Source organism: Mesorhizobium sp. CNPSo 4661, assembly GCF_057784215.1.
This window is the reverse complement of the sequence record NZ_JBWGIO010000004.1, coordinates 30,152-55,440: the sequence shown is the minus strand read 5'-3', so window position 1 is coordinate 55,440 and position 25,289 is coordinate 30,152. Positions and strand designations below refer to the sequence as shown.

At 64.0% G+C, this 25,289-nt stretch carries 25 protein-coding genes; 9 read left to right on the top strand and 16 right to left on the bottom strand.

The window, feature by feature from the left end:
• Positions 1-133 precede the first annotated feature (133 nt).
• The 3 genes from AC0YKC_RS06945 to AC0YKC_RS06935 all read left to right on the top strand — a co-directional run bounded on the left by AC0YKC_RS06945 (position 134) and on the right by AC0YKC_RS06935 (position 3,966).
• A complete protein-coding gene (locus tag AC0YKC_RS06945; protein WP_488510597.1) occupies positions 134-1,066 on the top strand; it encodes an alpha/beta fold hydrolase in 933 nt (310 codons plus the stop codon).
• A gap of 81 nt (positions 1,067-1,147) precedes the next feature.
• Entirely contained in the window at positions 1,148-2,320 is a 1,173-nt protein-coding gene (locus AC0YKC_RS06940; protein WP_488510596.1) for a CaiB/BaiF CoA transferase family protein, read from the top strand.
• The gene (locus tag AC0YKC_RS06935; RefSeq protein WP_488510595.1) at positions 2,317-3,966 is read left to right on the top strand and encodes a thiamine pyrophosphate-binding protein; all 1,650 of its coding nucleotides are present in this window, start codon (positions 2,317-2,319) and stop codon (positions 3,964-3,966) included. Before AC0YKC_RS06940 ends, AC0YKC_RS06935 begins: the two co-directional genes overlap by 4 nt.
• Before the next feature lie 82 nt (positions 3,967-4,048).
• Here AC0YKC_RS06935 and AC0YKC_RS06930 read toward each other — a convergent pair whose 3' ends face one another.
• From AC0YKC_RS06930 to AC0YKC_RS06910, 5 genes are all read right to left on the bottom strand, one after another.
• On the bottom strand, positions 4,049-4,486 hold the full coding sequence (locus AC0YKC_RS06930; protein WP_320295070.1) for a CHRD domain-containing protein: 438 nt from the start codon (positions 4,484-4,486) through the stop codon (positions 4,049-4,051).
• A 169-nt stretch (positions 4,487-4,655) separates the two neighbouring features.
• Entirely contained in the window at positions 4,656-5,627 is a 972-nt protein-coding gene (locus AC0YKC_RS06925; protein WP_320295069.1) for an ABC transporter substrate-binding protein, read from the bottom strand.
• A 39-nt stretch (positions 5,628-5,666) separates the two neighbouring features.
• Positions 5,667-6,821, bottom strand: coding sequence for an ABC transporter permease (locus tag AC0YKC_RS06920; protein ID WP_488510594.1), 1,155 nt, complete (start codon positions 6,819-6,821; stop codon positions 5,667-5,669).
• Positions 6,818-7,696 (bottom strand): ABC transporter permease, encoded by an 879-nt coding sequence (locus tag AC0YKC_RS06915; RefSeq protein ID WP_488510593.1) that lies wholly within the window; start codon positions 7,694-7,696, stop codon positions 6,818-6,820. The genes AC0YKC_RS06920 and AC0YKC_RS06915 overlap by 4 nt, the downstream gene beginning before the upstream one ends.
• Positions 7,697-8,108: 412 nt before the next feature.
• On the bottom strand, positions 8,109-8,900 hold the full coding sequence (locus AC0YKC_RS06910; RefSeq protein WP_488510592.1) for an ABC transporter ATP-binding protein: 792 nt from the start codon (positions 8,898-8,900) through the stop codon (positions 8,109-8,111).
• A 119-nt stretch (positions 8,901-9,019) separates the two neighbouring features.
• Here AC0YKC_RS06910 and AC0YKC_RS06905 point away from each other — a divergent pair, with 119 nt between their 5' ends.
• Positions 9,020-9,424: a cupin domain-containing protein gene (locus tag AC0YKC_RS06905; RefSeq protein WP_488510591.1), complete on the top strand. Its 405-nt coding sequence runs from the start codon at positions 9,020-9,022 to the stop codon at positions 9,422-9,424.
• An 86-nt stretch (positions 9,425-9,510) separates the two neighbouring features.
• On the opposite strand, the gene AC0YKC_RS06900 is transcribed toward AC0YKC_RS06905, so the two are convergent.
• The 3 genes from AC0YKC_RS06900 to AC0YKC_RS06890 form a co-directional block, all read right to left on the bottom strand.
• Entirely contained in the window at positions 9,511-9,888 is a 378-nt protein-coding gene (locus AC0YKC_RS06900; protein ID WP_320295064.1) for a hypothetical protein, read from the bottom strand.
• Between the two features lie 2 nt (positions 9,889-9,890).
• Positions 9,891-11,342, bottom strand: coding sequence for a dihydropyrimidinase (gene hydA, locus AC0YKC_RS06895; protein ID WP_488510590.1), 1,452 nt, complete (start codon positions 11,340-11,342; stop codon positions 9,891-9,893).
• Positions 11,343-11,407: 65 nt separating this feature from the next.
• Positions 11,408-12,658: a Zn-dependent hydrolase gene (locus AC0YKC_RS06890; RefSeq protein ID WP_488510589.1), complete on the bottom strand. Its 1,251-nt coding sequence runs from the start codon at positions 12,656-12,658 to the stop codon at positions 11,408-11,410.
• A gap of 134 nt (positions 12,659-12,792) precedes the next feature.
• On the opposite strand from AC0YKC_RS06890, the gene AC0YKC_RS06885 reads away from it, so the two are divergent.
• Positions 12,793-13,431: a TetR family transcriptional regulator C-terminal domain-containing protein gene (locus AC0YKC_RS06885; RefSeq protein WP_488510588.1), complete on the top strand. Its 639-nt coding sequence runs from the start codon at positions 12,793-12,795 to the stop codon at positions 13,429-13,431.
• A gap of 97 nt (positions 13,432-13,528) precedes the next feature.
• Here AC0YKC_RS06885 and aptA read toward each other — a convergent pair whose 3' ends face one another.
• Positions 13,529-14,857, bottom strand: coding sequence for an omega-aminotransferase AptA (aptA, locus tag AC0YKC_RS06880; protein WP_320295060.1), 1,329 nt, complete (start codon positions 14,855-14,857; stop codon positions 13,529-13,531).
• 239 nt (positions 14,858-15,096) lie between these two features.
• Here aptA and AC0YKC_RS06875 point away from each other — a divergent pair, with 239 nt between their 5' ends.
• Entirely contained in the window at positions 15,097-15,726 is a 630-nt protein-coding gene (locus AC0YKC_RS06875; protein ID WP_488510771.1) for a TetR family transcriptional regulator C-terminal domain-containing protein, read from the top strand.
• A 420-nt stretch (positions 15,727-16,146) separates the two neighbouring features.
• Here the strand turns inward: AC0YKC_RS06875 and AC0YKC_RS06870 are convergent, their stop codons facing one another.
• The gene (locus AC0YKC_RS06870; RefSeq protein ID WP_320295058.1) at positions 16,147-17,019 is read right to left on the bottom strand and encodes a helix-turn-helix transcriptional regulator; all 873 of its coding nucleotides are present in this window, start codon (positions 17,017-17,019) and stop codon (positions 16,147-16,149) included.
• 103 nt (positions 17,020-17,122) lie between these two features.
• Between AC0YKC_RS06870 and AC0YKC_RS06865 the strand changes: the two genes are divergently transcribed.
• Positions 17,123-17,968 carry an SDR family NAD(P)-dependent oxidoreductase gene (locus AC0YKC_RS06865; RefSeq protein ID WP_488510587.1) on the top strand — a complete coding sequence of 282 codons (846 nt, stop codon included), beginning with the start codon at positions 17,123-17,125 and terminating at the stop codon, positions 17,966-17,968.
• Positions 17,965-18,687: an SDR family oxidoreductase gene (locus tag AC0YKC_RS06860; protein WP_488510586.1), complete on the top strand. Its 723-nt coding sequence runs from the start codon at positions 17,965-17,967 to the stop codon at positions 18,685-18,687. The genes AC0YKC_RS06865 and AC0YKC_RS06860 overlap by 4 nt, the downstream gene beginning before the upstream one ends.
• Positions 18,688-18,697: 10 nt before the next feature.
• Here AC0YKC_RS06860 and AC0YKC_RS06855 read toward each other — a convergent pair whose 3' ends face one another.
• The 6 genes from AC0YKC_RS06855 to AC0YKC_RS06830 form a co-directional block, all read right to left on the bottom strand.
• A complete protein-coding gene (locus AC0YKC_RS06855; protein ID WP_488510585.1) occupies positions 18,698-19,075 on the bottom strand; it encodes a DoxX family protein in 378 nt (125 codons plus the stop codon).
• Positions 19,076-19,139: 64 nt separating this feature from the next.
• Positions 19,140-19,598, bottom strand: a complete 459-nt coding sequence (locus AC0YKC_RS06850) for a carboxymuconolactone decarboxylase family protein (protein WP_434723395.1) — start codon at positions 19,596-19,598, stop codon at positions 19,140-19,142.
• 30 nt (positions 19,599-19,628) lie between these two features.
• On the bottom strand, positions 19,629-20,147 hold the full coding sequence (locus tag AC0YKC_RS06845) for an RrF2 family transcriptional regulator (protein WP_488510584.1): 519 nt from the start codon (positions 20,145-20,147) through the stop codon (positions 19,629-19,631).
• Positions 20,148-20,500: 353 nt separating this feature from the next.
• On the bottom strand, positions 20,501-21,814 hold the full coding sequence (gene preA, locus AC0YKC_RS06840; protein WP_488510583.1) for an NAD-dependent dihydropyrimidine dehydrogenase subunit PreA: 1,314 nt from the start codon (positions 21,812-21,814) through the stop codon (positions 20,501-20,503).
• 2 nt (positions 21,815-21,816) lie between these two features.
• Entirely contained in the window at positions 21,817-23,181 is a 1,365-nt protein-coding gene (locus AC0YKC_RS06835) for an NAD(P)-dependent oxidoreductase (protein ID WP_488510582.1), read from the bottom strand.
• Positions 23,182-23,295: 114 nt separating this feature from the next.
• Entirely contained in the window at positions 23,296-24,033 is a 738-nt protein-coding gene (locus AC0YKC_RS06830) for a gamma-glutamylcyclotransferase (protein WP_488510581.1), read from the bottom strand.
• Positions 24,034-24,498: 465 nt separating this feature from the next.
• Here AC0YKC_RS06830 and AC0YKC_RS06825 point away from each other — a divergent pair, with 465 nt between their 5' ends.
• Positions 24,499-25,275 carry a VOC family protein gene (locus tag AC0YKC_RS06825; protein WP_488510580.1) on the top strand — a complete coding sequence of 259 codons (777 nt, stop codon included), beginning with the start codon at positions 24,499-24,501 and terminating at the stop codon, positions 25,273-25,275.
• Positions 25,276-25,289: the final 14 nt, after the last annotated feature.

Below are 25,289 nucleotides of genomic sequence, written 5' to 3'. Positions count from 1 at the left end.
CCACCGGCGTGTCCGCAAGCACGCTTAGCACCTCCGCGTGACGACGGAATGCCGTGGTAGCACATCGGCAAACGCGCGCTCCGCACTTGACGCCGGCAAAAGCCTCGCCCAACAGTCGCCAAGGGAGCGAGACATGCCATTCGACAGAAAGACGAGCCTGGCGTCACCGACGAAGGCCGAGCTCAACCTTTATGTAAAACAGGCCGCCGGAAACCCGCGCGCCGTGGTCCAGATCAACCATGGCCTGGCCGAGCATGCGGCGCGCTATGCCCGCTTTGCCGATTTCCTGAGCGAGCGTGGATTCCACGTCTATGCCCATGACCATCGCGGCCATGGCGCGACAAAGGCGTCCGACGCGCCGCTCGGCAAATTTGCCGACAGCGATGGCATCGCCAAGGTGATCGCCGATGTCGACGCCGTTCACGACCTGATCGCCTCGGAGCATTCGGGACTGCCGGTGATCGTGTTCGGCCATTCGCTGGGCGCCTCGGTCGCGCTCAACTTCGTGCTGCGCCACTCCGAGCGTGTCCATGCCGCCGCGATCTGGAACGGCAATTTCTCGCAAGGCCTGCTCGGCCAGCTGGCGCTGCTCATCCTCGGCTGGGAGCGGATGCGGCTGGGTTCCGACGTGCCGTCGCGCCTTCTGCCCAAGCTCACCTTTCAGGCCTGGGGCAAGGCGGTGCCCAACCACCGAACCTTGTTCGACTGGCTGTCGCGCGACCCGGTCGAGGTCGACAAATATATCGCCGATCCGCTCTGCGGCTGGGATGCTTCGGTCTCGATGTGGCGCGACGTGGTCGGCATGGCGCTTCACGGCGGCAAGGACCAGAGCTTTGCCGGCGTCCGGCGCGATCTCTTCGTCAACCTTGTCGGCGGCGAGAAGGACCCCGCGTCGGACTACGGCAAGGCCGTCCATCACCTGGCAAGGCGCATGCGGGCAATGGGCTTTTCGAATCTGGTTTCAACGGTTTATCCCGAAACCCGCCATGAAAGCCTGAACGAGATCAACCGCGACGCCGTCATGAATGATTTCGCCGCATGGGCGGACGACGTGCTGAAATCCTGATCCGGCGTGGCCTATCGTATGGGTCGTGACAGGGCCGGTGCGGGTTGCTAGAGCCTGCGTTTCGTTGGAACACGGTGATCCATGGCCGAACCCCCGCTGAAAGGCATCCGCGTTATCGAACTTGCCCGCATCCTGGCCGGCCCCTGGGCCGGGCAGTTGCTGGCCGACCTCGGCGCCGATGTCATCAAGGTCGAGAGCCCGGACGGCGGCGACGATACCCGCAAATGGGGTCCGCCCTTCGTCATGAGCCATGACGGCGAGAACCTGTCGGCCGCCTATTACCATTCCTGCAATCGCGGCAAGCGCTCGATCGCCATCGATTTCTCCAAGCCGGAGGGTGCCGACACGCTGCGCAAGCTGGTCGCCTCCGCCGACGTGCTGATCGAGAACTTCAAGCTCGGCGGCCTGAAGAAATACGGCCTCGACTACGAAAGCCTGAAGGCGATCAATCCGCGCCTCGTCTATTGCTCGATCACCGGCTTCGGCCAGGACGGCCCCTATGCGCCGCGCGCCGGCTACGATTTCATCATCCAGGCCATGGCCGGCATGATGTCGATCACCGGCGAGCCCGGCCGCGAGCCGCAAAAGGCAGGCGTCGCGATCTCCGATCTCTTCACCGGCCTCTATTCGGTGATCGCCATCCAGGCCGCACTGCGCCATGCCGAGAACACCGGCGAGGGCCAGCATATCGACATGGCGCTCTACGACAGCCAGATCTCGGCGCTCGGCAACCAGAACCTCAACTACCTGGTTTCCGGCAAGTCGCCGGTGCAGATGGGCAATGCGCATATGAACATCGCCCCCTATGAGGTGCTGCCGGTGCGCGACGGCCACATCATCCTGGCAGTCGGCAATGATGGGCAGTTCGGCAAGTTCTGCGCCGCGGTCGGCCTCGCCGAGCTGCCCGCCAATCCGGATTTCGCCACCAACCCTGCCCGCGTCGCCAACCGTGTGAAGCTGCGCGAGACGATCGTCGCGACGCTGGCGACGTTCGACCGCGACCCGCTGCTCGCCAAGCTGGAAGCCGCCGGCGTGCCGGCAAGCCCGATCAACACGATCGGCCAGATGTTCGACGATCCGCAGACCATCGCGCGCGGCATGCGCCTCGACCTCGACGACGGCCATGGCAATCGCCTGCCTTCGGTGCGCGCGCCGATGGTGATGTCGGGCACGCCGCTCGTCTATGAGCGCCCCTCGCCGCGCCTCGGCGAGCACACGGACGAAATCCTTGCCGAACTGGAGAGAGCAAAATGAAGACCGGCGGACAACTGATCGTCGAGACGCTCGAAGCGAACGGCACCGACCGCATCTTCTGCGTTCCGGGCGAATCCTATCTCGCGGTGCTCGACGCGCTGCATGATTCTGCAATCCGCACCATCGTCTGCCGCCAGGAAGGCGGCGCCGCTATGATGGCCGACTGCCAGGGTCGGCTGACCGGCAAGCCCGGCATCTGCTTCGTCACCCGCGGCCCCGGCGCCACCAACGCTTCGGCAGGCATCCACATCGCCATGCAGGATTCGGTGCCGCTGATCCTGTTCATCGGCCAGGTCGCCAGCCACGCCAAGGAACGCGAGGCGTTCCAGGAGGTCGACTACAAACGCTTCTTCGGCGACATCGCCAAATGGGTGGTCGAGATCGACGATGCCGCGCGCATCCCCGAATTCGTCACCCGCGCCTTCGCCGTCGCGACCTCCGGCCGTCCTGGCCCGGTGGTCATCTCGCTGCCGGAGGACATGCTGACCAGCGAGGTCGAGGCTCCGGAAGCGCTCCCGCACACGCCGGTCGAAACCCGCCCCGGCGAGGCCGAGCTCGATGCGCTGGAGATGTTGCTGAGCAACGCCAAGCGTCCTTTCGTCATTCTCGGCGGCACGCGCTGGAACGAGGAAGCGGTGGCGCATATGCGCGCGATCGCCGAGACCTGGTCGCTGCCGGTCGGCTGCTCCTTCCGCCGCCAGATGCTGTTCGACCATCTGCATCCGAACTACGCCGGCGATGTCGGCATCGGCATCAATCCGAAGCTGGCGGAGCGGATCAAGCAGGCCGACGTCGTGCTTTTAATCGGCGGCCGCCTGGGCGAGATGCCGTCTTCCGACTACACGCTGCTGAAAAGCCCCTACCCCGACCAGGCGCTGGTGCATGTCCATGCCGACGCCGGCGAGCTCGGCCGCGTTTACCGGCCCACGATAGCCATCAACGCCTCGCCCGCCGCTTTCGTCGAGGCCTTCGCCAAGCGCAAGCCTGCCATCAGGCCTTCCTGGGCGGCCGAGGCGGAAAAGGCGCACGCCGCCTATCTCGAATGGTCGACGCCGCCCCAGACCGGCCCCGGCGCCGTCCAGATGGGCCCGATCATAGACTATCTCGGAAAGGTCCTGCCGGAAGACGCCATCCTCACCAACGGCGCCGGAAATTACGCCACCTGGGTGCATCGCTTCTACCGCAACCGCCGCTTCGGCACGCAAGCGGCGCCCACGTCCGGCTCGATGGGCTACGGCACGCCGGCCGCGGTTGCCGCCAAATCGCTGTTCCCGGATCGCACCGTGGTTGCCTTCGCCGGCGACGGTTGCTTCCTGATGAACGGCCAGGAGTTCGCGACGGCTGTCCAGTATGACCTGCCGATCATCGTGATCGTCGTCAACAACGGCATCTACGGCACGATCCGCATGCATCAGGAGCGGGAATATCCGAGCCGCGTCGTCGCCACGGATCTCAAGAACCCGGACTTCGCCGCACTTGCCCGCGCCTATGGCGGCCATGGCGAAACAGTGGAAAAAACCGCCGACTTCGCGCCGGCCTTCGAACGCGCGCGCGCCAGCGGCAAGCCGGCGATCGTCGAGATCAAGCTCGATCCCGAGGCGATCACGCCGACCCGCACACTGACGCAGATCCGCGACAGGAGCTAAGGCGAAAGGCAGCCTGCTGCCTTTCTGCCGGCTGCGCTGTGTTTGGAGGTGGAAGGGGCGGTGAACCGCCCCTTTTGCGTCTTTACATCGCCTTCTCGATCTGGCCGCGGATCTCCCCGTCCTTGTTCTTGGCGGTGTGGACGTTGACATAGTATTTGCCGGCCTCGAGGTCGGCCGCTTGCGCGTCGGTCAGCGTCGCCGATCCCTTGATCGGGCTTTTCAGGTTCTTGAACGGAATGACGGGGTCCGCGTTTGCGCCCATATCAGCCGGACCATGGATGTGGGCGCCAACTGCCGGCCCGCTGAGGCCGGAATATTTGACGTTCCAGCTGAGTTTCTTCTTGGTTGTGTCGAAAGTGAGTGTCGCGGTGCCCTTGCCCTTGGTCGTCACGGGTGGGCTCTGCTGGCTGCCGTCGAGCGTCGCCTTGAACTTCATAGTCTCGGCCATGGCTGGCGATGCGAGAAGGAAGGCGGTCGAAACGGCTAAGGCCGAAAGCATCGGCACGGACAGGATGCGCATGAAGAATCTCCGTTGATGGCAGCATCCTGCACGGCTCCCCGGCGCGCGGATGCGTCACTGAAACGGCTGGGCGGCGCTTTGTATCCCTGCGCGCACAATTATTTTACCTCAACCAACAAAAAAGGGGCGGTCGCCCGCCCCTTTCCAACTCCTGCGTAGAGCGCAGATCTTACTTGATCGCCTTGTCGGTGATCGCGGTCGTGTAGGCGCCACTCGCTTCCTTGCTGATGATCTTCTGGTCGAGCAGCGCCTTGGCGGTGCGCTCGTAAGCGGCCGGGATCAGCTTGCCGTCGGCATTGTCGATCAGCTTGGCCACTTCCTTCATCATGAACTTCTGGTGGTTCTCATCCTGGCCGCCGGCGTCGACGACGATCCCGGCCGCCTCGTCGGTGTTCTCGGTGGCGTATTTCCAGCCCTTCATCGAGGCGCGCACGAAGCGCACCATCTTGTCCTCGAAGGCCGGATCCTTGAGCTTGTCCTCAAGCGTGTAGAGCCCGTCCTCAAGAAGGTCGTTGCCCATCGCCGAGTAGTTGAACACGACCAGGTCTTCCGGCTTGTAGCCGGCGTCCAGCACCTGGCCGTATTCGTTGTAGGTCATGACCGAGATGCAGTCGGCCTGCTTCTGGATCAGCGGCTGCACATCGAAGCTCTGCTTGAGCACGGTGACGCCGTCCGGGCCGCCATCGGTCTTGAGACCGATCTTGTTCATCCAGGCGTAGAACGGATATTCGTTGCCGAAGAACCAGACGCCGAGGGTGTGGCCCTTGAAGTCGGCTTCCGTCTTGATCGGGCCGGCCTTGGGGCAGACCAGTTCCATGCCCGCCTTCTTGAACGGTTGGGCGATGTTGACGAGCCCCACGCCCTTGTCGCGCGCGGCCAGAGCGCCGCCCATCCAGTCGACGATGACGTCGGCGCCGCCGCCGGCAATCACCTGCTCGGGCGCGATATCAGGGCCGCCCGGCTTGATGTCGACGTCGAGGCCTTCGGCGTCATAGAAGCCCTTGGCCTTGGCGACATAATAGCCGGCGAACTGGGCCTGCGTGACCCATTTCAGTTGCAATGTCACCTTGTCGGCGGCCATCGCCTGGAAGGCGGCCAGCGACATGGCGCCGGCCAAAGCAGAAATCAGCAGTCTTTTCATGTTTTTACCCTCTGAAGTTAGCACCCAAACCCACCGCCCCTATCCACCTCGGACAGAGGGATGCCAAAACGTGACGGCTCTCTCGATGAGAGCGACCACGCCATAAAAGACCGAACCCGCAAGTGCTGCAACTGCGATTTCGGCCCACACCATGTCGATGTTCATCCGCCCGACTTCCGTCGAAATGCGGAATCCCATGCCGACCACTGGCGTACCGAAGAACTCGGCGACGATGGCGCCGATCAGTGCCAGCGTCGAGTTGATCTTCAGCGCATTGAAGATGAACGGCATTGCCGCCGGAAGCCTGAGCTTCAGCAAGGTCGGCCAATAGCCCGATGCATAGGTGCGCATCAGGTCGCGTTCCATATGCCCGGATGCGGCGAGCCCGGCGACCGTGTTCACCAGCATCGGGAAGAAGGTCATGATGATGACGACCGCTGCTTTGGACGGCCAGTCGAAACCGAACCACATGACCATGATGGGTGCCACGCCGATGATCGGCAGAGCCGAGACCATGTTGCCGATCGGCAGCAGCCCGCGCCGCAGGAATGGCACGCGGTCGGCAAGGATGGCGACGATGAAGCCGGCGAGATTGCCGACGATGTAACCGATCAGCACCGCCTTGAAGATCGTCTGCCGCACATCCGCACCCAGGATCGGCAGCGAATTGGCGAAGCGCGCACCGATGGCGCTCGGCGGCGGTAAAAGGATGAAGGGGATGCCGGCGCCGCGCGTGATCGCCTCCCAGATGATCAGGATCCAGGCGCCGAAGATGGCCGGGATGATCAGGCGCAACGCGTTCCTTGCGACGCTCTCGCTCGGACGCAGCGACGAGAGCAAGGCGACGCAGCGCCAGGCAAGCAGCCAGGCAGCGGCGAGCAGCAGGAAATACGGCACCAGCGCCGTGCCTTCGAAACCGGCTATGCCCTTGATCAGGAGCCAAGCGGCGGCATGCGCGCCGACGAAGAGCACGATGGCTTCGACGAGCGGCGTGAGCTTCACCATCGCGGCAAGGGCCGCGACCACCAGCAATCCGATGATTAGCGCCTTCGCGCCCATATAGGGGTAGGCAATGGTCGCCGCAGGTTGCGCCAATGCCGCTGCTTCCGGTTTCGACATCGCGCCGAGCGCAAAGGCGATGAGGCACAGCGCAATCGCCAGCACCGATTGCCAGGATGGTTTCAACCAGCTCATGCCGGCCTCCCGCCCATGGCGCGGTCGACGAGGCGTCCGGCAATGCCCACCACCATCACCAGCAGCGCCGCGACGATCGAGCCGGCGACCAGCGCCGACCAGATGTCGATGGTCTGGCTGTAGTAGGCGCCCGCGAGCAATTTCGCGCCGATGCCGGCGACCGCGCCTGTCGGCAGCTCGCCGACGATTGCGCCGACCAGGCTTGCCGCCACCGCCACCTTCATCGAGGTGAACAGGAACGGCACCGAGGCCGGCACCCTCAGCTTCCAGAAAGTCTGCGAGGCGCTGGCGTTATACGTATGCATCAGGTCGAGATGCGTGAGCTCAGGCGAGCGCAGGCCCTTCACCATGCCGACGGCGACGGGGAAGAACGACAGATAGGTCGAGATCAGCGCCTTGGGGATCAGTCCGGTGATGCCGATCGCCGCCAGCACCACGATGATCATCGGCGCCACCGCCAGGATCGGAATGGTCTGCGAGGCGATGATCCAAGGCATCAGGCTGCGGTCGAGCGTCGCCACATGCACGATGCCCACCGCAATGACGATGCCGAGCGCTGTGCCGAAGGCAAAGCCGAGCAGCGTCGACGACAGCGTCACCCAGGCGTTGTAGACCAGGCTGCGGCTCGACGTGACGGATCGCAGGAAGGTGTTTTCGAAGAAATTCACCGCCACCTGGTGCGGCGCCGGCAGCGTCGGCTTCGGCTGCGACAGCGTCTTGCCGATGAACTCGGCGGTGCCGGGGCTTTCGTTGGCCCTGGCGTCGAGGTCACGCTGGAACGGCGCGTTGAGGATGACGGCAAAGACGTACCAGAGCACCACCACGCCGGCGAGGATGGTGGTTACGGGGACGATCTTGGAACGGAAGCTATCCATCTAGCGGCGCCCCCCTCCTCTCCCCGGCGGGGAGAGGGTGGCCGGAGCGAAGCGAAGGCCGGGCGCCTTTGTTGTCGGTGCCGCGACGTTCGCGTTTTTCGTCATCCTAGGGCGAAGCAAGGAGCGAAGCGACGCGGCGCAGACCCTTGGATCCATGCCGTTACTTCCCCGCTTCGGAGCGGTGCAGAACACGGCTCCCAGCGCCGGACCCCGGGCAGATATTCTCCGCAGCTTTGACCCTTCGGCCGCGGTCACGGCATGGATCCCAGGGTCTGCGCTCCGCTTCGCGTCGCTCCGCCCTAGGATGACGAAATCGCGGCGGGCGGCTCCCACCACTCGCGCAGTTGCAGGCCTGCTCCGCCCCAGGATGACAAAGGCGTGGCGGCCTCGTCCGCACTCATTCGCCATCCCCTCAATCATCATAGCTGTGCCCAGCCCTCAAGCCGTCGCGCACGCGCGCGGCGATCGCCAGGAATTCCGGCGTCTCGCGGATGTCGAGCGGGCGTTTCCTCGGCAGCGTCGATTCGATGATGTCGGTCACGCGGCCGGGCCGCGGCGACATCACCACGATGCGCGTCGACAGATACACCGCCTCGGGGATGGAATGGGTGACGAAGCAGATCGTCTTGTTGGTCCGGGCCCAGAGCTCGAGGAGCTGCTCGTTCAGATGGTCGCGCACGATCTCGTCGAGCGCGCCGAACGGCTCGTCCATCAAGAGCAAGTCGGCGTCGAAGGCTAAAGCGCGCGCGATTGAGGCGCGCTGCTGCATGCCGCCGGAAAGCTGCCAGGGATATTTCTTCTCGAAGCCCGAGAGGTTGACCAGCGCCAGCGTGCGCTTGATGCGCTCCGCCTGCTCGGCCTGGCTCAAGCCCATGACCTCCAGCGGCAGCCCCACATTGCGCTCGATCGTGCGCCACGGGAACAAGGCGGCGGCCTGGAAGACGTAGCCGTAGGAGCGCTTCTCGCGCGCCTGCTCGGGCGTCAGCCCGTTGACGGAGATCGTTCCCGATGTCGCCCTTTCCAGGTCGGCGATGACGCGCAGCAAGGTGGTTTTGCCGCAGCCGGACGGGCCGATGAAGGAGACGAATTCGCCCTTGCCGATGGTCAGATCGACATTGGAGAGCGCCTGCACCGGACCGTCATTGGTCTGGAAGGTGAGGCCGAGCTTGCTTGCCGAAACGACGGCTGGCGGCTGTCCGGTCATTGGCTGCAGCCTGCCTTTCGCAGCCGCTGCCGCGATGTCCGCAATCCTGTTGATTTTATGATAGCGTTGCTTTCCACTCGTCCTGTCCCACCCGATCGACGCCGCCCGGAGCCTTGCCGATGTCGCCCAAACCCACCTGTCATCTCGTTCGCCCCGAAAGCACCTATCAGGGCAAGCAGGGGCTGAGTTATTTCGCCGGCATCGCCGCCGAAACCGTTGGCTCGTCCGGCATCTGCATGCATCTTCTCACCATGCCGCCCGGCGCCCGCGCCAAGGCGCATATGCATGAAAGCCACGAGACGGCCATCTACGTGCTCTCGGGCGAAGTCCACACCTGGTACGGCGACCGGCTCGAGCATCATATCGTCGTCACGGCCGGCGACCTCTTCTACATTCCGGCGGGCGTTCCGCATCTGCCTGCCAATCTGAGCGGCGCGCCGTCCTCGGCCGTCATCGCCCGCACCGATCCCAGCGAACAGGAAAGCGTCGTCCTGCTGCCGGAACTGGATGCTCTGGTTGCGTAGCGCATTTTGCAGCCAAGCGGCATCGCTTGGCGTCGCATAAATGCGGCCGGAACGAATACGTCTCCCAGGAACCGACGGGATCGCCGTCATTTGCATCGCGCGACTTCGCCCATCACATTGCCGTCCTCGTCGGCCACCACCAGCTTCTTCGCATTCTTCGCGCTGCGCTTGATGGTGAACTTGGTCGGCGCCTGTCCCTCTTCGCCTTCGGCCTCGCATTTTGCCGTCACCACCAGCGATCCGTCGGCCTGGGCTTGGCTGTCGCTGAAGGTGCAGGCGCTGGCCGCCGTGATCAGTTCCTTGTCGGTCAAAAGCAGCATCTTGTCGGCGGCCACTTGCTGGCCGTTCCGGTTGATGCAACCATATTTGTCGCCATAAGGCTTGCTGAGGTCTATGCCCGCGGCGAGAGCCTGGCCGGCGGCCAGCGTCGTGGCCGCCGCGATCGCAAGATGAAGAGCCCGCATGGTCAGACCCCGGTCGCCGGAATGCCGGTCCGCTCCACCTTGCGCGGCGCGGAAATCTCCTTCCAGGTCGACAGCGCCCGATTGACCGCGGCGTTCGGCTCACGCGCGACGAACTCGCCATGTCCGACCTTGGCCTTCACGTCCGCTTCCTCGATCGACAATTCGCCGCGCGAGAAGACGAAGCGCGGCAGGCCGGTCACTTCGAAACCCTCGAAGACGTTGTAGTCGATCACTGACTGCTGCTTCTTGGCCGTGATCGTCTTCTTGCGCTTCGGATCCCAGACGATGATGTCGGCGTCGGCGCCTTCGGCTATGGCGCCCTTCTTCGGATACATGTTGAGGATCTTGGCGATGTTGGTCGAGGTCACCGCGACGAACTCGTTCATCGTCAGCCGTCCGGTGTTGACGCCTGTCGTCCACAGCATCGGCAAGCGGTCCTCGAGCCCGCCGGTGCCGTTCGGGATCTTGGTGAAATCGCCGATGCCGTTGCGTTTCTGCTTGGTAGTGAAGGAGCAGTGGTCGGTCGCCACGACCTGCAGCGAGCCGGCCTGCAGGCCGGCCCACAGCGAATCCTGATGCAGCTTGTTGCGGAAGGGCGGGCTCATCACCCGGCGCGCTGCGTGGTCCCAGTCCTTGTTGAAATATTCGGTCTCGTCGAGCGTCAGATGCTGGATCAGCGGCTCGCCGTAAACGCGCATGCCCTTCTGGCGCGCGCGGCGGATCGCTTCATGGCTCTGCTCGCAAGAGACATGCACGACATAGAGCGGCACGCCAGCCATGTCGGCGATCATGATGGCGCGATTTGTCGCCTCGCCCTCCACTTCCGGCGGACGCGAATAAGCGTGGCCCTCGGGGCCGTTATTGCCGGCGGCCAGAAGCTTTTGCGAAAGTGCTGCGACCACATCGCCATTCTCGGCATGGACTAGCGGCAGCGCGCCGAGATCGGCGCAGCGCTGGAACGATGAGTACATCTCGTCGTCATCGACCATCAGTGCGCCTTTGTAGGCCATGAAGTGCTTGAACGAGGTGATGCCCCGGTCGACGACAGTCGCCATCTCGTCGAACACCTGCTTGCCCCACCAGGTGATCGCCATGTGGAAGGAATAGTCGCAGGCCGCCTTCGAGGTCTTGTTGTCCCACATCTGCAGCGCTTCCAGCAGCGACTGCTGCGGCGCCGGCAGGCAGAAATCGACCACCATCGTCGTGCCGCCGGAAAGCGCGGCGCGCGTGCCGGATTCGAAATCGTCGGCCGAATAGGTGCCCATGAAAGGCATTTCGAGATGGGTGTGCGGATCGATGCCGCCGGGCATGACGTAGCAGCCCGTCGCGTCGAACTCATGGTCGCCGTGCAGGTTCGAGCCGATGGCAACGATCTTGCCGTGCTGCATCAGCACATCGGCCTTCCACGTACGATCGGCGGTGACGATCGTGCCGTTCCGGATGACTTTGGTCATATCTGTTCCCCTGTTCTTTCGCGCTTCTTTGCGAGCGGCGTTGCGAGGTGAAATGCTCTAGTCGGTCATTCGACGATTCCAGCAGTCTCCACCACCGCGTGGAACAGCACGTCGGCGCCGGCGCTCGCCCATTCCTTGCTGATTTCCTCGGCCTCGTTGTGGCTGAGCCCGTCGACGCAGGGGCACATCACCATTGCGGTCGGCGCGACGCGGTTGATCCAGCAGGCGTCGTGGCCGGCGCCGGAGACGATGTTGCGGTGCGAGTAGCCCAGCCGCTCGGCGGCATCGCGGATCGCCTTGACGCAGTTCTTGTCGAAGGTGACCGGATCGAAATGACCGACCTGCTCGATCTCATATTTGATGTCGAGCGCATCGCAGATCGTGTCGATGCCTTCGCGGACGCGGCCATCCATGGCGTCGAGCACTTCCTTCTCCGGCGAGCGGATGTCGATGGTGAAGACGGTGCGGCCGGCGATGATGTTGCGCGAGTTCGGATAGGCCTGCATGTGGCCGACCGCGCCAACGGCGTCGGGCTGGTAGTCCATGGCGATCTCGTGCACCAGCTCGATCACCCGCGCCATGCCGAGCCCGGCATTGCGGCGCTTCGGCATGGGCGTCGAGCCGGTATGGGCTTCCTTGCCGGTCAGCGTCACCTGCAGCCATTTCAGGCCCTGGCCATGGGTGACGACGCCGATATCGATGCCCTCGTCCTCGAGGATCGGTCCCTGCTCGATATGCAATTCGAAGAAGGCGTGGATCTTGCGATCACCGACCTTTTCCGTGCCTTTCCAGCCGATGCGCTCGAGCTCCTCGCCGAACTTTTTGCCGTCCTTGTCGACATGCTGATAGACGTCGGCCTGGTCGAGCACGCCGGCAAAGACGCCGGACGCCATCATGGCCGGCGCGAAGCGCGCACCTTCCTCGTTTGTCCAGTTGGTGACGACGATCGGATGCCTGGTCTTGATGCCGAGGTCGTTGAGCGAGCGCACGACTTCGAGCCCGCCCAGCACGCCGAGCACGCCGTCATACTTGCCGCCGGTCGGCTGCGTGTCGAGGTGGCTGCCGACATAGACAGGCGGCAGGCTGGGATCGGTGCCTTCGCGGCGGGCAAACATCGTGCCCATCTCGTCGACGCCCATTTCGAGCCCCGCGGCATCGCACCAGCGCTTGAACAGATGGCGGCCCTCTCCGTCCTCGTCGGTCACGGTCTGGCGATTGTTGCCGCCGGCAATGCCGGGGCCGATCTTCGCCATCTCCATGATGGAATCCCACAAGCGGTCTGAATTGATTCGCAGATTTTCGCCGGGTGCGGCCATTTGCGGTTCCCATTTTCACCAGGGGTCTTGTCGCCCCTTGAGTGGTTTGCATCCTGACCGTATGGTCAGCTTTCAGACTACACAAGCTGACCAACCGGTCAACGAGAATCTTGGGCCAGAATCTTGGGGAAGACATGACCGAACCCACCCGTCCCATGCGGCGCCAGGACATAAGGCGGGAGAATGAAAAAGCCATTCTGCTCGCCGCCGAAAAGGTGTTCGCGGAGGCCGGGTTCGGCGGCGCCACGATGCAGCTGATCGCCGACCTCGCGGGGCTGCCAAAGGCAAATCTCCACTATTATTTCGCCACCAAGGAAGAGCTCTACCGTTCCGTCGTCCAGAACATTTTCGAGATCTGGCTGCAGGCGGCCAATTGCTTCGACGCGGCGAGCGGCCCCGTGGACGGCATCAGTTCCTATATCGACGCCAAGATGGAGATATCGCGTCGCCACCCGGACGGCTCGAAAGTCTGGGCGTCGGAAGTGATGCACGGCGCGCCGGTGCTTCAGGACTATATGGAATCAACGCTGCGCGAATGGACCGACGGCCGCGTCGGGATCATCAGCCGTTGGATCGAGGAGGGCAAGATGGACCCGGTGGACCCGCGCCATCTGCTCTACATGCTCTGGGCCACGACCCAGCACTACGCCGATTTCGGCCACCAGATCGAGACGCTGAACGGCGGCAAGTCGCTCTCCGACCGGCAATGGCGCGAGGCCAAGGAAAACATCAAGCGAGTGATCCTGACCGGCATCGGCGCGCAGCCAGCCTGAATCACGCCGCTCTTAAAGTCGGCGCGTCGGCGCCGACCTCGCCTGGCCGCTTCGCGGACACCCTCCCCTCGACGGGAAGGGTGCCCGCTCCGGCTTGTCAGTCGATCGACCTCAGAACGTCGCGAACATGGTCGATCAGCTCGTTGATCTGGCCCTTGGTGATGATGAGCGGCGGCGACAGCGCGATGATGTCGCCGGTGGTGCGGATCAGCGCGCCGCGCTCGAAGGCCTTGACGAAGGCCGAGAACGCCCGCTTGGTCGGGCTGCCCGCGATCGGCGCCAGCTCGATCGCGCCGATCAGGCCGATGTTGCGGATGTCGATGACATGCGGCTCGCCCTTGAGCGAATGCAGCGCGTCTTCCCAGTAAGGCGCCAGCTCCTCGCCGCGCGTCAAAAGGCCCTCTTCCTTGTAGGTGTCCAGAGTGCCGAGCGCCGCGGCGCAGGCGATCGGATTGCCGGAATAGGTGTAGCCGTGGAAGAACTCGATCATGTGCTCGGGGCCGGTCATGAAGGCGTCGTGGATCTCCTTCTTGACGAACACCGCGCCCATCGGGATGACGCCGTTCGACACGCCCTTGGCCGTCGTCATGATGTCCGGCGTGACGCCGAAATAGTCCGCAGCGAACGGCGCGCCGAGGCGTCCGAAGCCGGTGATCACTTCATCGAAAATCAACAATATGCCGTGCTTCGTGCAGATTTCCCGAAGCTTCTGCAGATAGCCCTTCGGCGGCAGGATGACGCCGGTGGAGCCGGCGACCGGCTCGACAATGACGGCGGCGATGGTCGAGGCGTCATGCAGCGTGACGAGGCGCTCCAGCTCGTTCGCCAGCTCCGCCCCATGTTCCGGCACGCCCTTCGAGAAGGCGTTCTTCTCGGGCAGGTGCGTGTGCGGCAGATGGTCGACGCCGCCGAGCAGCGTGCCGAACATCTTGCGGTTGGTGACGATGCCGCCGACCGAGATGCCGCCGAAATTGACGCCGTGATAGCCGCGCTCGCGGCCGATCAGCCGGGTGCGCGAGCCCTCGCCCTTCACGCGGTGATAGGCGATCGCCATCTTCAGCGCGGTCTCGACCGATTCCGAACCGGAATTGGTGAAGAAGACATGGTCCATGCCCTTCGGCGCGATGTCGACCAGGCGGTTCGCCAGCTCGAACACGATCGGGTGACCCATCTGGAAGGCCGGCGCGTAGTCGAGTTCGGCGGCCTGATGCTGGATCGCCTCGGTGATCTTGGGGCGGCAGTGGCCGGCGTTCACGCACCACAGGCCCGCGGTGCCGTCCAGCACCTTGCGGCCGTCGCTGGTCGTGTAATGCATGTCCTTGGCGGACACGAACATGCGCGGCGCCTGCTTGAACTGGCGGTTTGCCGTGAACGGCATCCAGAATGCGCTGAGATCGTTCGGCGTGACTTTCAGCCGGTTGGACATGACCAGGACTTCCCCTTGTGAGCGTGTTTCGGTGCGGCCAACGCTTGGTCTTTGCTGCGTTTTCGTGCTACGCAAAATTTTGACCGGTTGGACAAACGTTAGCACCGCCTGTCGGCGGTCCAAGGATTACTAGCGGAAATGCGGCATAAAAAGCGCGCTCCACAGCCCAAGGAAAAACTGGTCCAGACAATTGGTCCAGACAGCCCGCGCGAAGACGGCCGGCAAGGATGACCGCCGCCATGGAAGGCTCCGCTCCCCGCCGCACCCGCATCCAGCAGGAAAAGCGCGAGCTCATCCTGGAAGCCGCGCTCGAAGTCTTCTCCGCCAACGGTTTTCGCGGCTCGACCATCGACCAGATCGCCGAAGCCGCCGGCATGTCGAAGCCGAACCTTCTCTATTATTTCCGCCGCAAGGAAGACATTCACGAGACGTTGATGCAGCGCCTGCTCGACACCTGGCTAGCGCCCTTGCGCGAGCTGGACGACATCGGCGATCCGCTGACGGAGCTCAGAAGCTACATCCGCCGGAAGCTCGAAATGGCGCGCGACTTCCCGCGCGAAAGCCGGCTCTTCGCCAACGAGATCCTGCAGGGCGCGCCGCGCATCAAGCCGATGCTGGAGGGCGAGTTGAAGACTCTGGTCGATGAGAAGGCCACCGTCATCAAGGGTTGGATGCGCGCCGGCAAGATCGCCCGCACCGATCCCTGGCACCTGATCTTCTCGATCTGGGCGACGACGCAGCATTATGCCGATTTCGATGTCCAGGTGCGCGCCGTGCTCGGCGCCGACCGCGGCGGCGATGGCCGCTTCGAGGACGCGGCGCGCTTCCTGGAGCAGCTGTTCCTGGATGGGCTGAGGCCTAAGGGCTGAGGCGCGACATCAAACCAGTACAAGCTTTGCCGGTCGTCGAACTGTCTCAGGCTGCGGAGATTGGCTGAAGCGCACATTGATTTCGTCATTCTAAAGCGCGTCGCGCTGAAACGGATTCAGGCGACGCGCTTTAAGTCTTTGTTTTGATGCATGTCGTTGTCCCAGAACCGCCGCACACTTCTGGGCGACATGCATTAGGGCGGAGCAGGAGCGAAGCGACGCGCGCAGACCCTAGAATCCATGCCGTGACGCTCGCCAAAGAGCACAGCGATTCAGAATGATCGTCGCGCCCAGCCAGAGCCAGTTCTGCACCGCAGCAGCGCTTTGAAGTCGCGGCATGGATCCTCGGGTCTGCGCCGCGTCGCTACGCTCCTTGCTCCGCCCGTGGATGACGAAGCTGAGGGGCTGCAGCCATCAACGTTACGCGCTGCGGCGCTCCACCGGAATTGTATCCAGCAGCTTCCGCAACTTCGCCACCGAGTTCTGCTCCGCCAGCGGCGTGTAGACGATCAGCCGCATATCCGAACCGTCATCGATCGACAGGCTCATATGTTCGAACGTCATCGCGCCGGCGATCGGATGCCGCAGATGCTTGAGCCCGGAAAGCCGGTGCACCACATCGCGCTGCGGCCACCACTCGCGGAACTCGGGGCTCGAGCGCATCATCAGCGCGATCAGCCGCTCGAAGTCCGGATCGCCGGTGTATTTCGCGCTCTCGGCGCGGAACGCGGCAAGGGTTGCACGGGCTACTTGCTCCCAGTCGACCAGCAGATGCCGCCGATGCGGATCGGCGAAGACGCCGTGGATGATGTTGCGGGCATCGCCCTCCAACTGGCCGTAGTCGCCGAAAATGGCGACCGCCGCGTCATTCCAGGCCAGCACATCCCAGCGCGGGCCGACGACATAGGCGGGTTGCAGCACAAGGCTCTGCAGCATGTGCAGCAAGGGTCCCTCGACCTTTCCCGCAACGATGCGCCGCCGCTCTGGTTGCTGGCGGCCGGCGAGCGTGAACAGATGCCGCTGCTCGGCGCCGTCGAGCCGCAGTGCCTGGCAGAGCGCCGACAGCACCTCGACCGAAGGCCGCACGTCCCTGCCCTGCTCCAGCCAGGTGTACCAGGTCGTGCCGACGCCGGCGATCATCGCCACTTCCTCGCGCCGCAGTCCCGGCGTCCGCCGCCGCGCGCCACAGGCGATGCCGGCTGCATCGGGCGAGAGCCTTTCGCGGCGGGAGCGCAGGAAGGCGCCAAGCTCGCGACGGCGATGATCTTCAGGGGAATGGGCAATGGCATCCATGCGTCTATTATAGCAGTACCGATACCAGGATAAAGTTTGAACTGTTTGGGACGCCCGTGCTGTCCCATCTTTCCGTTTAGAGCAGCGCAAGGAGGCTCTGAGCATGGAACTCAAGGACAAGACAATTCTCGTCACCGGCTCTACCGACGGCGTCGGCCGTGTGGTCGCCGAGCGGCTCGGCGCCGCCGGCGCCCGTGTGCTGGTGCATGGCCGCGACGCAGGCCGCGCCGAGGCGACGGTCGCCGCCATAGAGGCAAAGGGTGGCAAGGCGGAGTTTCTCGCCGCCGACCTCGCTTCGCTCACCGAAGTGCGCCGCCTCGCCGAAGCGGTGCGCGCAAGGACCGACCGGCTCGATATCTTGATCAACAATGCCGGCGTCGGCACCGGCGGCCAGGGCGCCAAGCGGCAGGTCAGCGTCGACGGCTACGAGCTGCGCTTCGCGGTCAACTATCTCGCCGGCTTCCTGCTGACGTCGGAACTCTTGCCGCTGCTCAAGGCAAGCGCCCCGGCGCGCATCGTCAACGTCGCTTCGGCCGGCCAGCAGGCGATCGATTTCGACGACGTCATGCTGACGCATGGCTATAGCGGCGTGCGCGCCTACTGCCAGAGCAAGCTGGCGCAGATCCTGTTCACCGTCGATCTGGCCGACCAGCTCGACGGCACCGGCGTCACCGTCAATGCGCTCCACCCGGCAAGCTACATGGACACCACCATGGTCCGGCAGGCGGGCGTCACGCCGTGGAGCTCGGTCGAGACCGGCGCCGACGCCATCCTGAACCTCGCAGTATCGCCGGCGCTCGAAGGACGCAGCGGCCTTTATTTCGACGGTCAGCGGGAATCGCGCGCCGATGCGCAGGCCTATGACGAAAAGGCCCGCCACCAATTGCGGGCACTGAGCCTCGAACTGATCGAGGGTCCATCCTCCAAACCTAAGGAACAGCACTCATGAGCGAGACCATCGAACATTGCGTCATCATCGGCGGCTCATCGGGCATCGGCTTTGCCACGGCCAAGCGGCTGGTCGGTCCCGGCATGAAGGTCACGATCACCGGCCGCAACGAGGAGAAGCTCAAAGGCGCGTGGAAGGCCCTTGGCGGCACTGTCGGCAAGGCCGTGTTCGACGCCGCGAAGCCGGACGAGGTCCGGCATTTCTTCGATGGTCTAGGGCCGTTCGATCACCTTGTCCTCGCCGCGAGCGGCGGCAAGGGGCTCGGACCGTTCGCGACTCTCGACCTTGCCGATATCGGCAGCGGCGTCGACGAAAAAATCCGGCCGCAACTGTCCTGCCTGCAGGCGGCCCTGCCGACCTTGAACAAGGCCGGATCGGTCACCTTCATCTCGGCCGTCTCGGCGCAGATTGCAGCGCCCGGCGTCGCCGGCATCGGTGCCATCAACGGCATGCTCTTGACCGTCGCGCCGATCCTGGCGGTCGAGCTGAAGCCGCTGCGCGTCAACGTCGTGGCGCCCGGCGTCATCGACACGCCCTGGTGGGATTTTCTCCCCGAGGAGCAGCGGCGGGCGGTGTTTGCCGAATATGCCGGCAAGACCCCAGTCGGCCGCATCGGCCGCGCCGAGGACGTCGCCGGGGCGATCGCATTCCTGGTCTCCAACGGCTTCATGACCGGCCAGGTGCTGACCTGCGACGGGGGGTTGAGGTTTGCGGCTTAGCCCTGGGCCGTCAAAGCGACTGCGCGATCAGCGTCAGGAACCCACCGGCCAAAGCAACATTGCTGACGACCCCGTTGATGCGGGAGGCGCGGTCCGCGCCCTGATGATCCCAGAAGTTATGGAACATCGGCGTCGCAACGATGAGGAAAAGGATCAGGACTGCCGCCGCAGGCACGGTCCATAGGCCGGCAATCACCAGCGCGCCGGCAACGAGTTGCAGCACAATGCCCAGCCACAGAGCCAATGCCGCCTGCGGCACGCCGCGCGCGGCCATCAACGAAGCGACCAGCTTTCTGTTCTGGATGTTGCGCAGGCCGGCAAAAACGAAAGCGCCGCCAAGCAGCAAGCGCGCGATGATTAGAATCTCGTTCTGAAAATTCTCGAACATGTCGTTGTTCTTTCGCTGAAAAAAGGCGTGGGCCGCTCAGCGGGCCCACGCCGCGGCAGCAAGATCAGGCAGCCTTTGCCTTTTCGACCGGATGGACGGAGCGGAACGGTATGGCGAGGCGATTCCACATATTGATCATGCCAACCAGCACGGTCAGCTTCACAAGTTCCTCGTCGGAGAAATGCTCCAGCGTTGCGGCATAGAGATCGTCCGGAACACCGTTGTCGGAAATGTTGGTCACCGCCTCGGTCCAGGCAAATGCCGCCCTCTCGCGCTCGGAGAACAGCGGCGATTCCTTCCAGGCGGCGACCAGATAGAGACGCTGCTCGGTCTCGCCGTCGCGCCTTGCCTCACGGCTGTGCATGTCGACGCAGTAGGAGCAGCCATTGATCTGAGAAGCCCGGAGCTTGACCAAATGGATCAGGCTGGCCTCCAGCCCGCTCTCCTCGACAGCCGTGTTGAGCTCGGTCACTGCCTTCATGAGAGCCGGGGCCTTGGCATAAAATTGAAGTCTCTGTTTCATCGTCTTTGCCTTTCCACATTGTCTGGCGGGTTAAGTCTGTTTGGAGGAAGCGGATTTCTGCGGCCGCTGGTGACGCTCGACGAAAGCGCAGCTCGCGGCATAGGATCGCGGGTCGCCTTCGGCGGCGTACTCGGCCACGATGTCGGACAGCTTCACTTCCGCGAGCGCCGCCCGATAGGCGCGCTCCGCCTTGAGCATCGCGGCATTGATGCCGCAGGGCTTCACATAGGCCGAGGCGTCGATCTTGACCGGGCCGCGTTGGCGTATCTCGCCGCAACGGAAGGCAGGCTCCCTGCCCTCAACGGCCAGCACGATATCCAGCAGCGTGATCTGTTCCGCCGCCCGCGCCAGTCGATAGCCGCCCGCCGGTCCCGGCACCGATTCCAGGATGCGCGCCGCCGTGAGTTGGTTGAGATGCTTGAGCAGATAGCTCGGCGACAGCCCGAACGCCTCGGCCAAAGCCGCGCCCGGCATGGTGCTGTTGCCGTCGACGCTGGCCAGTGTCGCCGCACAGTGGATGGCCGCTTCAACACCATCGCCCAGCTTCATGATGCCGATCTCCTATTCATGGATATCTTTTATCATGGATAAGTTTTATCTGCAATAGAGAAAACGAAGATCGCCTGCTTCGCAACACTCAGGAATGTGAGGGAAGAGATCAGATCGTTTCTGGCACCGCGCTTAGCAGGACTTGGGTTCCTCGCACCCCGCAAAGCGGGGGAGAGGTGGCCCGGCGAAGCCGGGACGGAGAGGGGGACGACTTTTGCGAAGTCAAAACCGGCGCAGGACCAGACGCAAGATAGATCACGACCCTGGGGGCAAGTTCCCAGCCGCCAAGGCCCCTCTCCGTCCCGGCTTCGCCGGGCCACCTCTCCCCACTGCGTGGGGCGAGGAACCCAAGCTTACTCCGCAGCCACCTTGGCCATCGGATTGTTGGGGTGCGTCGTCCAGTTGGCGTAGATCGGCGACACCGGCTTGCCGGTGCGCTGGTCCAACGCGCCGGCCGCCAGCGGCTCCATGGTGATGCAGCCTTCGACCGGGCAGACATTGACGCAGAGATTGCAGCCGACGCATTCGGCCTCGATCACCTCGAAATGCCTGGCGCCATTCACCATGCTGGTGATCGCCTGGTGCGAGGTGTCCTCGCAGGCGATGTGGCAGCGGCCGCATTTGATGCAGGCGTCCTGGTCGATATGCGCCTTGGCGACATAGTTGAGGTTGAGGTACTGCCAGTCGGTGACGTTGGGCGTGGCGCGGCCGATGATGTCGGAGAGCGAGGCATGCCCCTTCTCGTCCATCCAGTTCTCAAGCCCGGCGATCATCTCCTGCACGATCTTGAAGCCGTAGGTCATGGCCGCCGTGCAGACCTGCACATTGCCGGCGCCGAGCGCCATGAATTCGGCCGCGTCGCGCCAGGTGGTGATGCCGCCGATGCCTGAGATCGGCAGGCTATGCGTTTCCGGATCGCGCGCGATCTCGGCCACCATGTTCATGGCGATCGGCTTCACCGCCGGGCCGCAATAGCCGCCATGCGAGCCCTTTCCGTCGATCGTCGGCATAGGCGCGAAACTATCGAGATCGACGCCGGTGATCGAGTTGATCGTGTTGATCAGCGACACCGCATCCGTTCCCCCCGCAAGCGCCGCCCGCGCCGGCTTGCGCACGTCCGTGATGTTGGGCGTCAGCTTGGTGATGACCGGCATGCGGGTGTTCTGCTTGCACCAGCGCACCACCATTTCGATATATTCCGGCACCTGGCCGACCGCGGCACCCATGCCGCGCTCCGACATGCCGTGCGGGCAGCCGAAATTGAGCTCGATGCCGTCGGCCTCAGTCTCCTCGACCACCGGCAGGATCGCCTTCCAGGCGTCCTCGACGCAGGGCACCATCAGCGAAACGACGATGGCGCGGTCGGGCCAGTCCTTCTTGACCTGCTTGATCTCGCGCAGATTGGTCTGCAGGTCGCGGTCGGTGATCAGCTCGATGTTGTTCAGGCCGAGCAGCCGGCGATCGGCGCCCCAGATCGCGCCGTAGCGCGGTCCGTTGACGTTGACGACCGGCGGACCTTCTTCGCCCAGCGTCTTCCACACAACGCCGCCCCAGCCGGCCTTGAAGGCGCGCTCGACATTATAGGCCTTGTCGGTCGGCGGCGCCGAGGCCAGCCAGAACGGATTGGGCGATTTGATGCCGACGAAATTGTTGCGGATGTCTGCCATGCTCATGCCCTCCCGTTAGAGGTCAGTGCCCGGTGGATGCTTTCGGCCGCGTCGCGCCCTTGCGCCACCGCCGAAACGGTCAAATCGTCGCCGCCGAAGATGCAGTCGCCGCCGGCCCAGACTTTTGAGAGCGACGTACGGCCTTCGGCATCGACCTTGATGCGGCCGCCTTCGAGGTCGATCTGCTCGCCGCTGCCATTGAGATGCGCCGGCACGAAGCTCTGGCCAATCGCCTTGAACACCTGGTCGGCATTGAGCCGCAGCGTTTCGCCAGTGCCGGCGAGCTTGTCGCCGTTCATCGCGGTGTATTCAAGCTCGATCGCCGAGACCTTGCCGTTTTCGGCAATGACGCGCTTCGGCTGCAGCCAGTGGCGGATAGTGACGCCGTTGGCGGCGGCCAGGTCCTGCTCGAAGCCGGAGGCGTTCATGTGCTCCTGGCCGCGCCGGTAACAGACCGTCACCTCCTCCGCGCCGAGCAGCTTCGACTGCACCGCGGCGTCGATCGCTGTCATGCCGCCGCCGATGACGACGACGCGCCGACCGACCGGCAGGCCGGAAAGATCGCTCGCTTGCCGAAGCTCCGCGATGAACTCGACGGCATTGGCGACACCGTCGGCATCCTCGCCTTCGGCGCGCAACGCATTGACGCCGCCGAGACCGAGGCCGAGGAAAACCGCATCGTAGTTGCGCATCAGGTCGGCGAGTTGGAAGTCGCGGCCGAGCGCCTTGCCGTTCTGGATGTCGATGCCGCCGATCGCGGTGACATACTCGACCTCGGCCTGGGCGAAATCGTCGACGCTCTTATAGGCGGCAATGCCATATTCGTTGAGGCCGCCGGCCTTCGGCCGCGCCTCGAGGATCGTCACGTCATGACCGTGACGGGCAAGGCGATGCGCCGCCGCCAGCCCTGCCGGCCCGGCGCCGACCACGGCGACCGTCTTCCCGGTCGGCTCGGCGCGCTTGTAGAACTGCTTCTCCTCGCTCATGGCGACGTCGGTGGCGTAGCGCTGCAGCCGGCCGATCTGGACCGGCTTGCCCTCCGCCACCTCGCGCACGCAGACCTCTTCGCACAGTGTCTCGGTCGGGCAGACGCGGGCGCACATGCCGCCGAGGATATTCTGGTCGAAGATCGTCTTGGCCGAGCCCAGCGGATTGCCGGTGGCGATCTGCCGGATGAACAACGGGATGTCGATCGACGTCGGACATGCATTCATGCACGGCGCGTCGTAGCAGAAATAGCAGCGATCGGATTCGACCAGCGCCTCATGGTGGTCGAGCGGCGGATGCAGGTCGGAAAAATTGTCGGCATATTGCTCCGAAGACAGCCGGCCGCCGGCAATGCCTTCGATGAAATGACCAGTCGCCATTCCAACTCCCCTTTGTTGTCGTTTTGGGGAAGGCTAGCACGTTTTATTTTTTTATCAATTGGTCAATTTTCGGCCAAGTCGCTGTAATGGCTGGATAAAATATGATAAATACACTCATGTTATAGCGGCGGCGATTTCCATAGCCGACGGCTCGCCGCCTGTAATCCTGTGGCCGTGGATCGAGCGCACCTCGTCCGCCACAAGTTCCTGCAGCCGCCACAGATTGCGGTCATGAATGCCGAAGGTCTCGAGGTGGCTGACGGTGTTGTAAAGGTATTCGGCGCCCGAACCGACATGACCGCAGGCGCGTGCCAGCACCCAGGCCACCTTTTCCAGCGGCTGCCCGAGCGACGTCCCCCTGCCGGTCACGCCAACCCAGAAGCCCAGCGCTCGCAGCCGGCCTTGTGCCGTGCGCACCGGAACCCACCGGACCGAGCAGACGCTCTCGTGGTCGTCGATCTCACGCCGCAGCAGCCTTTCGATCTGGGCTGGCTTCTCGCCATCCGGCAAACGATAGATGACGCCGTCGCAGCGCCCGCCCCGTTCCAGCGCCATCATCAGGCCGGGCTGCTCGCGGCTGCCGCGCCAGCGGACCATGTCGAGGCAGAACGACCGGTGCCAGCCATGCGCCGAGGCGCGCCGTTGCTCGACCGACTCGAAGGCCGGTTTCCAGATCAGCGAACCATAGGCGAATACCCAGAGCGGTCCGTCGTCGGCTTCTCCGGCGAGACGCGCGGCGAGCGCGCTGAAATCGTCGTCGCTGAGCTGCGCCCACCCACCGCTCGGACCGGGATCGATCTCTTCGCGATGGCAAAGAGCGACAAGCTCGGGCGTCAGTGACATGTGGCGCATCGGAAAACGCGAACCCCTCTTTTGGCGCAGCAAAGTCGAAAAGCGCCGGCTGCGCAAGATCGGCGGCTACGGGCGGCCGCGCAGAAACGTGAATTCAAACGACGCGCCTTGAGTATTGATCGTCCTCCAAACAGTTGCGAACCTACGCAGCAACGCCTTGCCGTTCTCGAATTCCGGCCCAGATGTCGGATTTCTGTCGCGAGCATCGTCCTAAGGTGTGTCGAGGTTCAGGTCAGGCCGCGCCGAAACGGCGGTTTTCGAGAACCGGCCTACGCCGGCGGTAGCCTTCATAGGGCGGAAACACTTATGAGGGCTTCGGTCGGCGAAGGCCGGAGCGCAGCGTACTTAAAGTACGTGAGCACCGGAAGCGCAGAAAACGTTTGCAGGCCGGCATCACCTGAACCTCGACATACCTTAGGATGGATCGAACAACGATCGCTGCCTGAACCGGTGAGGAGACCGACCATGCCGAAATCCCCGCAACCTTTCTTCTGGTACGAATTGATGACCACCGACCTCGACGCCGCCGAGGCTTTCTACACCGCTGTCGTCGGCTGGAAGGCCGAACCTTTCGACAAGGCGCCCGGCATGCCGCGCTACATCGTCGTGAACTCCGCCGTGCGCGGCGTCGGTGGGCTGATGACGATGCCAGAAGAGCCCGCCAAGATGGGCATGCCGCCGGCCTGGGTGGGCTACATCTACACCAAGGATGTCGACGCCTCGACGCAAGCGCTCAAGGACGCGGGTGGTGCGGTGCACCGCGCCCCGGACGACATTCCGGGCGTCGGCCGCTTCGCGGTCGTCGCCGACCCGCAAGGCGCGGCCTTCATGTTCTTGCAACCCAACCAGCCGGAGCAGCCGCCGGTGCCGGCGACGACGCCTGGCCATGTCGGCTGGCACGAGCTCTACACCTCGGACTGGGAGGCGGCCTTCGATTTCTATTCCAGCCAGTTCGGCTGGGAGAGCGCCGGCGAGTTCGACATGGGCGAGATGGGTATTTACAAAACCTTCGGCGCCGGCCCCGAATCCGGCGGCGGCATCATGAACAAGCCGCCGCAGATCCCGGTTCCCGTCTGGCAGTTCTACTTCAACGTCGACGCCATCGACGCCGCCGCCAAGCGCGTCATGGACAATGGCGGCAAGGTCATCATGGGTCCGATGGATGTGCCGAGCGGCCAGTGGATCATCCAGTGCCAGGACCCGCAGGGGGCGCATTTCGCATTGCTCGCCCCCGTACGATAACGCGCCCTGCTTGC